Here is a 13,859-nt window from a genome sequence, read left to right on the forward strand (position 1 = left end):
TTCGAAAGAGCACCCTCATGTACCGCACCGCCAGCCCGACCGCGCAGGACTTCGTGCCCTTCGCCACCGCCGCGCTCGACTTCCACCGGGCGCTCAACATCCCGGGCGGCCCGCTGGTCACCACCCGGGCCGAGCTGGACGCCCTGCACGCCCACCTCGTTTCGCTGTACGGGCTGCTCGACGCCCACACCGGTCGCACCGGGCAGCTCGTCGCGGTCGAGGGCGACCAGCTCCGTACCGCCCGCACCCGCATCTGGCAGGCCGCCGAGCACCTCCACGCCGCCTACCACGCGGCGCCCCGGCCGGACTCCGGCGAGATCCCCACACCAGAGGCGTGCCAGGCCGGCCTTCCGGAGGGAGCACCGGAACTGACCATCTGCCAGCGCCACCAGCGCACCGCTCATCTCGTCCGGCGGCGCACCACCCCGGCCGACCTGCACGCACCGTTCACCGGCCTCGTCCGCCGCTGACCCACCCCTCATCTGGAGAAACGCTCATGCCCCGTACCCGCGCCAGCGCCTCCCCCCTGTTCGTGCCCCGTAAGACGACACGCGCCGAACAGCGAGCCGCCCGAGCCGGTTTCACCGAAGCCCGCCGCCAGGCACGCCTCGCCGGAAACCCGCCCAAGCACCGCGCCGAGCAGACCCTCGACCCGGATCTGCGGCCCACCTACCCGCCCGCCGGTCGCCCCGGTCCGGCCTCCGCCCGCGGCGGCAAGCTCGCCCTGCCCGCCCACCGGATGACCACCGCCACAGCCAGCGGCGCGTACCCGTTCGTGGCCGAGGGTGGCCTGGGCGCCGAAGGGGTGTTCATCGGCCGCGATGTGCACGCGGAGGCGGCCTTCTGCTTCGACCCGTTCTCGCTCTACAACAGCGGCAGGGTGGAGGGCTTCACCAACCCCAACGCGGTCCTGGCCGGGATCATCGGCATGGGCAAGTCGGCGCTGGCGAAATCGATCGCCACCCGGTCGATCGCCCACGGCTACCGGATCTACATCCCCTGCGATCCCAAGGGGGAGTGGACCGGCGTCTCGCAGGCCCTCGGCGGATACAGCATCGCCCTGGGCCCGGGGCTCCCCGGCCGGTTGAACCCGCTGGACGCCCCGGCCCGCCCCGCCTCCGTGAGCGAGGAGGACTGGTTCACGGAGGTTCGCAAGCGCCGTCTGCTGCTGCTGGCCAGCCTCGCCCGCACCGTGCTGAAGCGCGACCTGCTGCCGATGGAGCACACCGCCCTCGACCTGGCCCTGGATCTGGTCGTCGCCGACGCCGCCGCCCGGGGCACGGTGCCGCTGCTCGGCGAGATCGCGCACGTACTCGGCTCCCCCGAACGCCTCGACCACGCCCTCGGCCACCAGGCGGGGCACCTAGGTTCAGCCGCCCAGGACCTCGCCCACGCCCTGCGACGGCTCGTGCACGGCGACTTGAGCGGCATGTTCGACGCACCGAGCACCGTGTCGTTCGACCCGACCACACCGATGCTGTCCATCGACCTCTCCCGTCTCGGCGGCTCCGGTGACGACACGGCACTGGTGCTCGCGATGACGTGCGCGAGCGCGTGGATGGAGTCAGCCCTCAGTGATCCCGATGGCGGTCGACGCTGGGTGATCTACGACGAGGCGTGGCGACTGATGCGGCACGTCGGGCTGCTGGAGCGGATGCAGAGCCAGTGGAAGCTCTCCCGAGGGCTGGGCATCGCGAACCTCATGGTGATCCACCGGCTCAGCGACTTGCTCTCGGCGGGCGACGCCGGTTCACGCGGCCGAGTCCTGGCCGAGGGGCTCCTCGCGGACTGCAGCACGCGCATCATGTACCGCCAGGAGCCCGACCAGCTCGCCGCCGCTGCATCTCTGCTCGGCCTGACCGGCGTCGAGACCCAGGCGGTGTCCGCCCTGACCAAGGGCCGGGGCCTGTGGAAGGTCGCCGGCCGCTCGTTCATCACCCAGCACATCCTCCACCCGGCCGAGCGGGAGCTGTTCGACACAGACGCCCGCATGGCCGCCAAGGTCCGTGAGTTCACGAATACTGACGTCATAATCCCCCTGAACCCAAGGGTGATGGGCCGATGACGCACCTTACCCAAGGGTCGGTTCGACTGGGCCAAGGCGCAATACGCGAACCGTGCTCCCCTCGGCGGAACATCTCATTCGGCCGACGCCGGCCCTTCGTCGAGAACAGCTTCATCGGCGAGCCGAATAATCCGCTCCTGTTCCGCCCTCTCGTCGGTGGCGTCATAGTGCCGCACTTGCTTCCACCAGCGGTCGTGATTGAACCCCTCGCAGTGGTTGAACGGGTGCGCGGTGCTGCGCAACCGCTGCCACTCACGCACAATCGCGGCCCGCTGCCACGAATCGGGCTGTTCCAGCCGAAGGAGAGCATGCAGGAACCCGGCCGAGTCACTGATGAGGATGAGCAAGGACTGCATCGCGAAGGAGGTCTCGCCAGTTTCACCCACCACCTCGTATACCCGCCCCAGGTGTGTGTTCAGGAACATCTCCAAGGCGGTCACGTCTTCGCGCGTGAGGTCGGCGGCGTAGGCAAGGGTGCTCTCGGATTCAGGGCTTGTCACGCGGGTGGATCCTCCTGCTGGGGTCAGGGCAACTCGGACGGTTACCGCCGACCCAAGATTTCAGGGATTCTCTTCGGGAGCCACCGGGTTGTCGTGGTGGCCGCGGACCAGGTCGGGATGCCCAAGCGTGTTGGCATAGCGGACCGCTGCGGTGATCGAGAGTCCGAACAGGTCACAGATGCGTCGAACGTCCCCGCCGGTCGCGTGGATCTCTTGAAGGATGCGGTCCTCACGCAGAGCCTGCGGTTTCAGCTGGGCCGCGATCCAGGGGAAGTTTCGGCTGACGGGCGTGATCCGTGGTGCTGTCTTCCGGTTGACGAAGAGGTGCGGGTTGACGGTCACGGGCCAAGTCGTCGAGCGGTGGTCGAGGTAGGCGGACAGGCGGGCCAGTACCGGGCCGGCCAGCGGGATTGTTCGGTTCTGCAGAGTGAGGCGTGCGTCCCGGATGTCGGTCAGCTGCATCGCTGCCAGCTGCGGGCTGGTCACCGCGTGGAAGGCAACGAGCGCGACGGCCAGGGCCACGGCAGGGTCGGGCGAGTTGAGTGCCCGGCGGATGGCATCGCTGTCCAGCGGGAGGGGGACCGTGGCGTTGACGGGCGTGATGGGGAGCCCACGCGTCGGGTCAATAAAGATCATCTTGCGGGCCTTGAGGACCTTGAACAGCGAGCGGAAGCCTTGCTCGGCGAAGTTGCGCTGCGCCCCTCTGGTCGGGAGAGCGGCGACGAAGTCCTTGCGGCTGACCTCCGCCAGGGACTGGCGCCCCGTTTCCGCCCACGTTCGCAGGATCGGGCTCATGCCGAGAATGTGCAGGTGGGCGGTCTGAGGGTGCCGGGCCCGCCTGCGCGGCGCTTGCCGACTGCCTTCGATCATGACGTCGAGCCACGTCTGGAGCTGGGTCACCATCGTCTGCGGCAGGTCGGCGGTGTGCTTGGCGAAGTAGTGCCGTACGGCCAGCGTACGGTCGTCGATGAGCAGGTCGGCCGCGGCCAGGATCTCCAGGGTCGACAGCGCAGTGCCTCCAATCCGTGGCAGTTCGAGGACGTCACTGGCGTGGATCTTCGCTCCCGGAGTGTCCTGAAGGGCGTGCAGGAGTTTCAGGGAGCGTTTGACCTCGTTGGTGAGCTTCTTGCTCCAGCCGTGTCGAGCGGCGTGTTCGCGAAGGACGGAGTCGCAGAAGGCCAGCATTTCGGTGTCGGGGACAGCAATGCGGCGCTTCAGGGCTCCCTGGTTCGGTGGCATGCGAAACAGCAGCAGCTGCCTCCACTTCACTGGAGTGAACTCAGCTACTTCGAGACGGTGTTGAGGTGGCTTGACGGCTGCCGGTTCACCAAGCGAGTGGTGTCGCTTGCCACGCGGCACGTAGGTGTGGTGCAGGTTGGCCAGGTAGAGCTGTTGGCCGTTGCGGCTTACCGCTGCGAGGTCGACCGCCCGGCCGGGTTCCTTCACGCGGCGTCCTTCCACGCTGCAAAGGCGGCACATTCCGGCGTCGCCGATCGTCGTGTGGAAGCCGCACACCATGCATTCGGCCGTCGGATAGTGGGTTGCCCACCAGCGACAGCTCCAGCAGTACCAGCTGTGGGCACGGTGGACGCCCCAGGCCAGGCAGCTGCGGCACGCCCCGGGATGCATCGGGGCGCCGGGGTGGCAGGAGTCGCACTGGCCCTGGCTGAAGTACCGGTCACGGGACCCGCAGCTTCGGCACGTAGGTGGCGCGACCGGGCCTCCGGGAAGGCACTCGTAACAGAAGTCCATCCGCGGCTTGGTCCACGCAACGCGGTGGACCTGGCAGATCGCGCACTTCGAGGGCGGCGGGGTGCTCACAGTGGCGGTTCCGATCGGGGACGTCCGAACCGTGGCGTGACCACCACGGAGGTGTCCGATGTGGCGGACGCTGCCTGCTGCTGCTCAGGACGGCGTGCAGCGACCTTGTCGGGCTCTCTGATCAGCAGAGCTGTGGGGTCGCAGTCGAGAACCGAGCAGATCACGTCCAGGTCATCGAGGCGGATCGTGGTAGGAGTGCCTGTCCACAGCGACGACATCTTCCCCGCGCTGATCTCCAGCCCAGCCGCCGCGAGTTGGCGGCGCATGTCCGTGGACTTCCAGATGCCGTGCTCGGCTGCCTTCATCCGCAGATTCCAGCGCACGAGATCACACCTCCATTCCGAAGCGAGCTTCGAGCCGCTGGTTGGCCTGGGTCCACGCCCGTTCGATGTGCTCGCTGCGCACGTGGATGTAGCGGGTCGTGGTGGACAGCCATTCGTGCCCGAGCAATTCCTGAAGCGCCTTGAGGTCCATCCCGTCGCCGTACAGAGAGGAGGCGCAGTAGTGCCGAAGAACGTGGGGAGTCAGCTGGCCGGCCCATGCAGGCAGCCACAGCTTCGTCTGGGCCTTCAGGGCCTGACGCAGGGCATCGTCGCCGACCCGTGCACACCGGTTAAGCAACTCGTCGTGGCGCTCGCTGGGCAGCATCGGCGCGTCCGCGTTCGACCAGTCAGCTCCGAACTGGTGGCGGACTTCGGCCAGCCACCAGTCGATCAGCTGGTCCGCGCCGTTGATGGCGGGAACCAGCCGGGGCTTGGGACCGCGGCCTCTGCTGCCCTTGCCGAACCGGACATGCAGCTTCCCAAATTCTCCGAGATCGGGGCGCCAGTCTCGGATGTCGAGCATGACCGTCTCGTTGATCCGCAGGCCCAGGCGTCGCCAGAGCGAGGCGGCAAAGTAGTTCCGCGCCGCAGGAAGGTACTTACGCGCCTCGGGAATGCTCGCGCGCCACTGGCGGAAGAGCACATCGACCTCGGTGTCGGACGGAGGAATGCGCAGCTCCCCCGCCGCCTGGCCCGGAGGCCGGTTGTACTCGTCGACCGGTTGCTCGACGACGTATCCCGTCAGCGCATGGATGTCGCCCTGGTAGCGGCTGATCACGAAGTCGAAGAACTGCGCCACCGTGCCGGCCTTGCCAGCACGCGTGTTGGCGGTGTTGCCCAGCCGCCGGAGTTCCGCAAGGAACCGATCCGCGTCGTCGCAGGTAGCCGTCCACAACGGGCCCGACAGGGTTCGTGCGAAGTCGATCACCACCGTCCGGCTACTCCCGATGTAGCCATCGGTCAGGCCGGCGGACGCCATCGCCAACGCGTACTGGTCGACGATCTCCTGCTCGAAGACCTCGACCTCCTCGGCCGTGCGCAGGGCTCGGGCCGAGGCCAGGTTACGGACGACAGCAAGGGTCATCGGCTGCTCGGTTCACAGAACTGGCGCATGCGTCAGAGATACAGCCGAGGCTTCAGGAATCTCGACGGAATGACGGATTCTTCATCCCGTCGAGTGAACCCCCGCCGACCTGCACCTGCAGGTCACAACAACGTGCCCGTAGAAATCGAACCCGCGGGAGTAGAGACATAGCCCAACGACCAGCACAGCAACGGGAATCGATCATGTCTTCTTCTTCCACTGCTTCCTCCGGCGACAACCAGCCGTCGCAGGCCACCGACCCTTTGGCGTGGCAACGGCACCTCCCGGCACTGGCCACGGCCGCCGCCGGGATCAACGAGGCGTGCGACGCCTGGGACGCGGTTTCGGACTCCCTCTGCGACGCGGACGGCTGGCCGCTGGACGACAAGGTCTACGGGGACGGGAAGGTCAAGCGGGACGCCGAAGCGTGGAAGCACGCCGAAGTGTTCCTCGACCACGGACCCGAGGTGCTGGCCGGGGTCCGCGCCGCCGCCGACGGCCCCGACTACGTCGAGGGGCCGATCAGTGACGACCTCCGTCGGATACGCGGGATCGACACCATCCTGTTCCGGGCAGAGGAACTGCGGCACGAATGGGACGGCGTCATGGCGCTAATGGACGGTTCGCAGCCGAGCGTGCTCCACCTCTACAAGGAGCGTGCCGAGGAGCACCGCAACACCGAAGGCTGGCACTACTCACACGAACTGGGTTCCAAGGGACCAGCGTTGGTGCGCGTCGGCGAATACCTCGCTCACCGAGCGGACACCGAACGGCCGGCGCAGACCGAGCGGGCTCGCGCCGCCCTGACCCGCTCGACGCGCAACGCCCCTGCCGTATCACCTGCTTCGCCCCAGCTCCCGCCGGCATCGCATCCGCCGGCTCCCGGTCGCTCGCGGTGATCCCTAGCACGCAGTCGCGGCAGCGCCAAACTGCCCGATCACCGGATCCTCATGGACCACCGCACTTCTTCAAGCTCCACGCCCCGTCGGCTCCCGCCGTGCGGCGGGATGTTCGCATCGGAGAACTCCATGCACCTCGAAACCTCGCCCCCGACCCCCGTGTCCGATCCGCGTCGCCTTCAGGCTGCCCTCTGTTCCGCGCTGGGGCAGCGCGGCCTGGAGGGCACCGTCGAGTACGGCCTCAGCGACTACATCGTCCACGCCGAGCATCCCGACGGCAGTTCGCTGATCATCTCGCCGCCGCAGGAGCCACCCTCCGAGCATCCCGAGTCCCCGGAAAGCTGGATGGTCACCCGCCACCGGTCCGCCGAGCCCGCCGTCTACGAGGTGATCTACGACTCCGAGCCGGACGGTCCGCATGCGCGCCACGGCGGCAGCGTGCCGGACCTCCTCTCCGCTGTCGACGCCCGCCTGGACCACCTTGGCGTGCCAACACGCCAGGAGCAGGAACGTTCCGGCAAGGCGCGCGCCGCCACCGTGCTCCCGCCCGGCTCCGCTCCATCCCGGGCGAGTGTCGCTCTCGCCTCCTCGCCGTCGGTCGGCCAGCGCGTGCTCCCGACCGGTCCGCCGCCGGAGTCCTCCACGCGGACCGCGCCGCCGTCGGCCAGTTCCTCATCTGCTCCCCGGCTCTGACCGACCGCGTTCCAGGAGTCCTCCGTGCACCGCACCCTCAGAACTGATCCGCCCGTCGCCCGCACCTGCAACCGCACCCGCCTCGGATGGATCTGCCATGCCCAGCCACTACGACGTGCTGCCCGACCTGGCCTTCGGCCACCACCCCGTCCACGGCATCGTCGCCGCGAACCCGAAGAACCTCGCGGCCAGCACCTGGATGCTCAAGGGATTCGACTTCCATCCCGTCCCCGACCAGCCGACGTTGTACGCGCTAGCCGACCAAAACCGTGACGGACACGGCCGTACAAGCCAGGCCATCGAGCTGCTGCGCAAGGCCGGCTACCAGGTCGATGTGGACGTCGCACTTGACCCTGCACCGGCGCCCGACACGGCACGGGTACGCGACCGCGGTCCGCTCGGTGAACCAGACGTCGCCTTCGCCGATCACCCACAGCTCGGCATCGTCGCAGCCCTCGACGGCCGTGTCTCCGGCCTCAGCGGGCTGGCGCTGGTGGACGACGGCTGGCGGCACAACTCGAGCCTGGACATCTACACGCTCCCCGCGACCACCGATCGCGTCGAGGCGCTGGGGAAAGTCGCCGACGCCACGGTGGCCCTGCACCGTTCAGGGCTCCAGGTCGCAGTGCAGCCCCGCCTCGCTCAAGAGGTGACGGCTCGGCCCCGCCCTGCTGCCACGCCGACCGCCGGCCGCGAGCGCGGCCGTGGTCCCGCCCGCGCGTCTCCATTGAGCGCCGCCGCGCCCGCCGCCAGCCCGGCCCGTGCCGGTATCCCGGGCAGGGCGCCGGTCCCCGCCGCCGCCGTCACCACACCGGCGGTCCGGCCGGTTGACCCCCGCGTCGCGTACTCCCGCGACCGCTGATCCAACTCCTCAAGGAGGCCCTTCCATGGCCGTTGTTGGTAACCCTGGCTATCAGAAGTCGTGGAATGGCTGGGGTGGTGGCCCGTCGTTCCTGGGCCACCACCGGTGGGAGCGGTCAGCGGCAGCTGCACCCCGTGGCGCAGCCGCATGCGTCGCCAGCGGACGCGGCGGGTTCGTGGCCGGTGTTGGGAGCGCAGCAGCCCTTGCCTTGCCAGGCATCGCGGCCTTCCTTGACGGCGAGGGCGGCGATGACGAGGGCGGCGATCGGGTCGGCCCAGGACCAGCCGAGCAGCAGGTTGGCCAGGAGGCCGACGAGGAGTACGGCCGAGAGGTAGGTGCAGAGCAGGGTCTGCTTGGAGTCGGCGACCGCCGAGGCGGAGCCGAGTTCCCGGCCGGTCCTGCGCTGGGCGGCCGACAGGAACGGCATGATCGCCAGCGAGATGGCGGCGAGCACGATGCCGGGGAGCGAGTGGTCGGCTTCGCCGGTGCCGGTCAACGCGCGTACGGAGCCGAGGGAGACGTAGAGCGCCAGGGCGAAGAAGGAGACGGCGATGATCCGCAGGGTGCGCTTCTCGCGGGCTTCGCGAGTGGTGTGGTCACGTGCGGAGAACTGCCAGGCGACCGCCGCGGCGGACGAAACCTCGATGACGGAGTCGAGGCCGAAGCCGATCAGCGCGGTGGAGGAAGCGATGGTCCCCGCGGTGATGGCAACGATCGCCTCGATGACGTTGTAGGCGATCGTCGCGGTGACCAGCAGGCGTATCCGGCGGGTGAGCAGGTCGCGGCGGGCGGGGCTGGGGCCGAGGGATATCACGGTCATTCAGCAGCAGCCCTTCTCGTCGGCATCGGCGCAGGTGCGGTCGGCTTCGACCGCAACCACGGCGGCACGGAGGTCGTCGAGTGCGTGGCCGAGACGTTCATCGGCGAGTTCGTAGCGAGTGCGGCGGCCATGGGGGACGGTGACGACCAGGCCGCAGTCGCGCAGGCAGGCCAGGTGGTTCGACAGCCGGGTGCGGGAGATGCCGAGGCTGTCGGCGAGGTCGGCCGGGTAGGCCGGGGCCTGGCGCAGGGCGAGCAAGATGCGGCAGCGGATGGGGTCGGCGAGGGCGCGACCGAACCGCGCCAGCACGTCGATGTCAGCGGCGAGTGTCAGCACCCTCCGACAATACAGAAATTCCTGAATTCAGGAAACCGTGGACCATTGATCGCTGCCGGAAAGCCCGGCCAGCATGAGCTGTGGCATGCCGAGTCAGCGGCGGCTGACTTCTGTGGCGTAGTCGGCGCCGAAGCCCTGGCCGTTCTACCCGCCACGTCAGACGACTGATCGCCTACACCACCACAAGGGACATGACCCCGTGCGGCCTCTACCAGCGATTCTCGGCCGCACCAAACCCAGGATTTGCTGGACGCTCTGCCCACTGGCCCACCTCCAACGGGTCCTTCGCTCCCTCTGCCCCGGAGACTTCCGTGCCTGCCTCGATCACCATCACGTCCGAGTACAGCGGCAGCGTCGTTGCCAAGGGCACTACCGATGACCTCGCCGCGCAGCTCCTCCGTCACGCCGGTTTCAAGCAGATCGACGACTGGCACGGCCGACGCCATCGCCTGCCCACCACCACTCCGCTCGCCGACCAGGTCGGCATCGCCAGCCATGCGGCCGAGATGCTTCGAGCCGCTCGCTATGACGTCACCCTTCCGTCGTCTCTCGACACGGCCCGGATAAGCCCTCCGGTGCATGCGCTGGGGCCCTACGCCGCCGGAGCCGAACTCCTCAGCATCACGGACCAGATCCGTGCGGCCGAAGACGGAGCCAGCCTTCAACGGGCAGTCGACCACCTCCTTCACCCCGAGCACGGTGCGCTGGAGCGTGTCCGGGAGGCGCTGGAAGCAGCGGGAGAACAGGTCAACGACCTGGACGACGACGCGTATGCGCTCGCCGACCGGTTCGGCTTCGCCTCGGAGTTCGTCAGCTCGGCCCAGTCCGAACTCGTCGACTTCGAGGCCGAGCTACGCCGCGTCGGCGCTGCTTCGACGAGCTACTCCCCAGCACGGACCGTCCGTGATCACCGTGGTGCCGCTCTCGCCACTTCTCCTGCGGCGAACCAGGCCAAGGTCTCCTCGGCGTCCAGTTCCCCGTCGGCGCCTCGCTCTGGTGCCGAGGCTGCTCCGGTGCCGTCCGCTGCCCAGAACGTCGATGCAGCCCGGCAGCGGGCGGCCCGCGCCTCGTCGCCGCGCGCCGGAACATCGCCGTCGACCGGCAGTCCGCCGGCCACCGCAGCACCTCCGCCCGCGCCTCGTTCTGCCGGCCGACCCCGCTGAAACGTTCCGCCTCAGACGTCCAGGAGTACCCCCATGATTTGCACGAGAGCCGAGCGCGCCCCGCCCCTGCCCGCTCGCACACCCAAGGAACCGCCGTGTCTTCCCCGCGCACCAGCGCGCCCTCGACCACCACCGGGTCGGACGCGCTCCTCTACCTCCTGTTCGGCATCCTCGGCGCCGCCATGGCCTTCGGCTCCCTGGCCTGGCTGACCGGAAATCTCACCAACACCTTGGTCGGGAGCGGGACATGGGCCCCCTTCCGCATAGCGGATGCGCTGCTGCACCCGGAGGTGCTGTGGCCGGCCCTGAGCACCAGCATGCTGATGGTCGGCGCCCGCGTCGTCCCCGCCCTGTTCACCGTTGCCCTGGTCGTCACCGCTGCCGTGCTGTGGATGCGGTGGCGTGCCGGGTCCAAGTCCGGCCTCGCCCGGAAGGCGGACCTGGCGCCGCTGCTGGACAAGGAGATCGTCGCCAAGGCGAAGAGCCTGCGCCCGAGCCTGGGCGGCCGGGAGAGTAAAAGAGGTCCTGCCCGCTGACCGCGGCATCCTGCTCGGCACCCTCGATCTCGGCCGTGCGGAGGTCCGCGCGTCCTGGGAGGACGTGATCGTCGCGATCATGGCCCCGCGTTCCGGCAAGACGTCCGGGCTGGCGATCCCTGCGATCCTCTCGGCACCGGGCCCGGTCCTGCTCACCAGTAACAAAGCCGCGAACGACGCCTTCACCACCACGGTGGACGCCCGCGCCGAGGTCGGCACGATCTGGACCCTCGATCCGCAGCAGATCGCCCACCACCCGCGCGAGATGTGGTGGGACATCCTCGCTGACGCCCGCGATCTCGCCGGGGCCAAGAGGTTGGCGGGGCACTTCGTGACCGCGAGCGTGGACGAGTCCAGCGGCTCCGACTTCTGGTCCACCGCCGCGAGCAACACCCTGGGTGCCCTCTTTCTCGCCGCCGCATCCCACCGGCGGCCGATCACCGACGTCCTGGCCTGGCTCGCGATGCCGGCCGACCGCACCCCGGTGGACCTGCTCACCGACGCCGGCCACCATGCGGTCGCCGCCCAGCTCCAGGGCACCGTCTCCGGCGCGACCGAAACACGCGACGGCATCTATGAGACCGCGAGGCAGTACGCGAGCTGCCTGCTCGACCCGGACGTCGCCGCCTGGGTCACCCCCAACGACGACCTTCCCGAGTTCCAGCCGTTCGCCTTCGCCACGTCCCGCGACACCTTGTACCTGCTGAGCAAGGACGGCGGCGGCAGCGCGTCCGCGATCATCGCGGCAGCGGCCGACGCCGTGATGCGCGCGGCCGTGATCGTCGCCGAGCGCTCCGGCGGGCGACTCGACCCGCCCGCCCTGTGCGTCCTCGACGAGGCAGCGAACGTCTGCCGCATCTCGGACCTCCCAGATCTCTACAGCCACCTGGGCAGCCGAGGCGTCATCCCGATGACGATCCTGCAGTCCTACCGTCAGGGCCAGCGGTGCTGGGGCGAGGCCGGTATGGACGCCCTGTACTCCGCCGCCACCATCAAGATCATCGGATCTGGCATCGACGACGCGGACTTCGCCGACCGGCTCAGCCGTCAGGTCGGCGACCATGACGTCCAGACCACCTCGGTGTCGACCAGCGAGGGCGGCAAGTCCACGTCGGTGAGCATGCGCACGGAACGGATCCTTCCGCCGGACGCCATCCGCGCCCTCCCCAAGGGCAAGGTTCTGCTGCTGGCCACCGGCATCCGGGTCGCCATGCTCAACCTCAAGCCCTGGTACAAGGAGCCCTCCGCCAAGGTGGTCGGCCCGGCTTCCGCTCGCGCCACGAAGGCCATCACCGAGCGTGCCCTCGCGAAGAGCATCGGCCAGGACGATCTTGGACTGTCGGCATGAGCGCGCCCACACCACAGCAGGGGCGGTTGGCCCACGCTCCGGTCGTCCTGCGCGGTGGCCGGTGGTGGCTCGACGGCGGGGCCGGCTCGGTTCCCGCCTCCGATCCCGCCTTCACCGCCGTCCTGGACGACTTCGCGCTGTCGATGGCCGCCGCCGACCAGGCAGTCGCCAACCTCCTCATCCGGCAGGACAAGGCGCCCTGCGTTGATCCCGGAGGCCGGCGGTGAACCCGCTGATGAGTGCCGAGCAGGCGGTCCTCGGTGCCGCACTCCTCGACCCCGAGCAGCTCACGCACCTGGAGTGGCTCGCTGCGGACCACTTCTATCGGCCCGTCCACCAGGCGCTGTTCGACGCCCTCCGCAAGCTGCGCAACGACGGGCATCCCGCGCTCTCGGCCGCTGGTCCGTTGCCGCTGTCGTGGGTGACCGACGCGGTCGAGGAGGCCGGACAGCACGTGCGCGGGCTGACCGCGGCGTACGCCCACACCCTGATCCAGGCATGTCCCCGAACCGAGCACGCCCCGGTGTACGGACGCATGGTGCTGGAGGGGGCGATTCACCGCACCGTCGCCCAGCACGCGATCCGTCTCCACCAGGCGGCTCGGGCCGACGCCGTCCAGGGCGAGGTCGAGGGAGCCTTGCGCACGGCGGACGTTCTGACCGGCGTACTCACCGACCTTGCACGACGCTGGGGAACCGACCCTCGACCGGTCCCACCCACCGCTGGGCCCTCTGCCGCCACAGACATCCCGCCTCCGGCGCAGAGCGGCCAGGTCGCCGAGGACGAGCGGTTCCTCCTGGCCGTCCTCGCCGAACAGCCCGGGGCCATGGGCGAGGTGGTGGCCTGGCTGCGGCCGGGAGACTTCGCCGACCCTACCCACGGGCAGCTCTACCGGTGCCTGGGCGCGCTGCACCACCGAGGCGAACCCATCGACCGGATCACCCTGCTCTGGGAGGCCCAGCGACGCGGTCTGCTGGCCGACGGCACTGTGTCGAGCGAGCAGCTGACCGCCGTCTGCGAAGGCATGGTCCCCGGCAGCGCTGACTGGTACGGACAGCGGGTGATGCGCTCCTCCGTCACCCGCACCGCCGCCGCCTCCGCGCGAGCCATCCGGACCCTGGCCCAGGACGAGGTCCTGGGGCCCGGCCGGCTGATCAACCACGCCCTGCACGAACTCGGTCCGCTCGACGAGGTACGTGCCCGCTGGGCCACCGCGAACAGCAGTCCGGCTCCGAAGACCACGGCATCCGCTCCGTCAGCGGCCGAGCCGCCGCCCGACCGAGTGAAAGCCGCCCGCGCCCGCAGCACACCCCGCCCAGGCGCGTCACCCCCAGCCCCGGCCAGCCGTCTCCCCACGCTGTCAGCAGCCCGACCACCCTCGCGCGGCCACCCTTGAGACCCCCTCCCCA

16 protein-coding genes are annotated in these 13,859 nt (G+C 69.4%); 10 read left to right on the forward strand and 6 right to left on the reverse strand.

Annotated elements, in window-relative coordinates; genetic code table 11:
* The first annotated feature begins 17 nt into the window (after positions 1–17).
* Positions 18–470 (forward strand): DUF6238 family protein, encoded by a 453-nt coding sequence (locus tag ACFYNS_RS07785; RefSeq protein ID WP_096624770.1) that lies wholly within the window; start codon positions 18–20, stop codon positions 468–470.
* A 26-nt stretch (positions 471–496) separates the two neighbouring features.
* Positions 497–2,065 (forward strand): ATP-binding protein, encoded by a 1,569-nt coding sequence (locus tag ACFYNS_RS07790; protein WP_388601517.1) that lies wholly within the window; start codon positions 497–499, stop codon positions 2,063–2,065.
* Positions 2,066–2,139: 74 nt separating this feature from the next.
* On the opposite strand, the gene ACFYNS_RS07795 is transcribed toward ACFYNS_RS07790, so the two are convergent.
* The 4 genes from ACFYNS_RS07795 to ACFYNS_RS07810 all read right to left on the reverse strand — a co-directional run bounded on the left by ACFYNS_RS07795 (position 2,140) and on the right by ACFYNS_RS07810 (position 5,793).
* Positions 2,140–2,565 (reverse strand): hypothetical protein, encoded by a 426-nt coding sequence (locus ACFYNS_RS07795; protein ID WP_388601519.1) that lies wholly within the window; start codon positions 2,563–2,565, stop codon positions 2,140–2,142.
* A gap of 60 nt (positions 2,566–2,625) precedes the next feature.
* The gene (locus ACFYNS_RS07800) at positions 2,626–4,011 is read right to left on the reverse strand and encodes a hypothetical protein (protein ID WP_388601521.1); all 1,386 of its coding nucleotides are present in this window, start codon (positions 4,009–4,011) and stop codon (positions 2,626–2,628) included.
* A 371-nt stretch (positions 4,012–4,382) separates the two neighbouring features.
* Positions 4,383–4,709, reverse strand: a complete 327-nt coding sequence (locus tag ACFYNS_RS07805; RefSeq protein ID WP_388601524.1) for a helix-turn-helix domain-containing protein — start codon at positions 4,707–4,709, stop codon at positions 4,383–4,385.
* 4 nt (positions 4,710–4,713) lie between these two features.
* Positions 4,714–5,793, reverse strand: coding sequence for a tyrosine-type recombinase/integrase (locus ACFYNS_RS07810; RefSeq protein ID WP_388601526.1), 1,080 nt, complete (start codon positions 5,791–5,793; stop codon positions 4,714–4,716).
* A gap of 203 nt (positions 5,794–5,996) precedes the next feature.
* Between ACFYNS_RS07810 and ACFYNS_RS07815 the strand changes: the two genes are divergently transcribed.
* The 3 genes from ACFYNS_RS07815 (at position 5,997) to ACFYNS_RS07825 (ending at position 8,247) form a co-directional block, all read left to right on the forward strand.
* A complete protein-coding gene (locus ACFYNS_RS07815; RefSeq protein ID WP_239105453.1) occupies positions 5,997–6,692 on the forward strand; it encodes a hypothetical protein in 696 nt (231 codons plus the stop codon).
* 129 nt (positions 6,693–6,821) lie between these two features.
* The gene (locus tag ACFYNS_RS07820; RefSeq protein WP_164181863.1) at positions 6,822–7,385 is read left to right on the forward strand and encodes a hypothetical protein; all 564 of its coding nucleotides are present in this window, start codon (positions 6,822–6,824) and stop codon (positions 7,383–7,385) included.
* Positions 7,386–7,482: 97 nt separating this feature from the next.
* Entirely contained in the window at positions 7,483–8,247 is a 765-nt protein-coding gene (locus ACFYNS_RS07825; RefSeq protein ID WP_164181861.1) for a hypothetical protein, read from the forward strand.
* 115 nt (positions 8,248–8,362) lie between these two features.
* Here ACFYNS_RS07825 and ACFYNS_RS07830 read toward each other — a convergent pair whose 3' ends face one another.
* Together ACFYNS_RS07830 and ACFYNS_RS07835 are read right to left on the reverse strand one after the other, a co-directional pair.
* On the reverse strand, positions 8,363–9,067 hold the full coding sequence (locus ACFYNS_RS07830) for a cation transporter (RefSeq protein WP_164181859.1): 705 nt from the start codon (positions 9,065–9,067) through the stop codon (positions 8,363–8,365).
* The gene (locus ACFYNS_RS07835) at positions 9,068–9,403 is read right to left on the reverse strand and encodes a helix-turn-helix transcriptional regulator (protein WP_056704932.1); all 336 of its coding nucleotides are present in this window, start codon (positions 9,401–9,403) and stop codon (positions 9,068–9,070) included.
* Positions 9,404–9,714: 311 nt separating this feature from the next.
* On the opposite strand from ACFYNS_RS07835, the gene ACFYNS_RS07840 reads away from it, so the two are divergent.
* The 5 genes from ACFYNS_RS07840 (at position 9,715) to ACFYNS_RS07860 (ending at position 13,846) form a co-directional block, all read left to right on the forward strand.
* A complete protein-coding gene (locus tag ACFYNS_RS07840) occupies positions 9,715–10,566 on the forward strand; it encodes a hypothetical protein (RefSeq protein WP_164181850.1) in 852 nt (283 codons plus the stop codon).
* A gap of 95 nt (positions 10,567–10,661) precedes the next feature.
* Positions 10,662–11,102 carry a hypothetical protein gene (locus tag ACFYNS_RS07845; RefSeq protein ID WP_164181848.1) on the forward strand — a complete coding sequence of 147 codons (441 nt, stop codon included), beginning with the start codon at positions 10,662–10,664 and terminating at the stop codon, positions 11,100–11,102.
* Between the two features lie 79 nt (positions 11,103–11,181).
* A complete protein-coding gene (locus ACFYNS_RS07850; RefSeq protein ID WP_202432747.1) occupies positions 11,182–12,450 on the forward strand; it encodes a type IV secretory system conjugative DNA transfer family protein in 1,269 nt (422 codons plus the stop codon).
* Positions 12,447–12,677, forward strand: coding sequence for a hypothetical protein (locus tag ACFYNS_RS07855; protein WP_164181846.1), 231 nt, complete (start codon positions 12,447–12,449; stop codon positions 12,675–12,677). Before ACFYNS_RS07850 ends, ACFYNS_RS07855 begins: the two co-directional genes overlap by 4 nt.
* Positions 12,674–13,846 carry a DnaB-like helicase N-terminal domain-containing protein gene (locus tag ACFYNS_RS07860; protein ID WP_164181844.1) on the forward strand — a complete coding sequence of 391 codons (1,173 nt, stop codon included), beginning with the start codon at positions 12,674–12,676 and terminating at the stop codon, positions 13,844–13,846. Before ACFYNS_RS07855 ends, ACFYNS_RS07860 begins: the two co-directional genes overlap by 4 nt.
* Positions 13,847–13,859 lie beyond the last annotated feature (13 nt).

This window comes from Streptomyces sp. NPDC006925 (assembly GCF_042869575.1).
Lineage (GTDB): Bacteria > Actinomycetota > Actinomycetes > Streptomycetales > Streptomycetaceae > Streptomyces.

What these genes read in the sequence shown, in the direction of transcription:
- ACFYNS_RS07785 (WP_096624770.1), top strand. Translation starts at nt 18, where the DNA reads ATGTACCGCACCGCCAGCCCGACCGCGCAGGACTTCGTGCCCTTCGCC.
- ACFYNS_RS07790 (WP_388601517.1), top strand. Translation starts at nt 497, where the DNA reads ATGCCCCGTACCCGCGCCAGCGCCTCCCCCCTGTTCGTGCCCCGTAAG.
- ACFYNS_RS07810 (WP_388601526.1), bottom strand. Translation starts at nt 5,793, where the DNA reads ATGACCCTTGCTGTCGTCCGTAACCTGGCCTCGGCCCGAGCCCTGCGC.
- ACFYNS_RS07815 (WP_239105453.1), top strand. Translation starts at nt 5,997, where the DNA reads ATGTCTTCTTCTTCCACTGCTTCCTCCGGCGACAACCAGCCGTCGCAG.
- ACFYNS_RS07820 (WP_164181863.1), top strand. Translation starts at nt 6,822, where the DNA reads ATGCACCTCGAAACCTCGCCCCCGACCCCCGTGTCCGATCCGCGTCGC.
- ACFYNS_RS07825 (WP_164181861.1), top strand. Translation starts at nt 7,483, where the DNA reads ATGCCCAGCCACTACGACGTGCTGCCCGACCTGGCCTTCGGCCACCAC.
- ACFYNS_RS07830 (WP_164181859.1), bottom strand. Translation starts at nt 9,067, where the DNA reads ATGACCGTGATATCCCTCGGCCCCAGCCCCGCCCGCCGCGACCTGCTC.
- ACFYNS_RS07850 (WP_202432747.1), top strand. Translation starts at nt 11,182, where the DNA reads ATGGCCCCGCGTTCCGGCAAGACGTCCGGGCTGGCGATCCCTGCGATC.
- ACFYNS_RS07855 (WP_164181846.1), top strand. Translation starts at nt 12,447, where the DNA reads ATGAGCGCGCCCACACCACAGCAGGGGCGGTTGGCCCACGCTCCGGTC.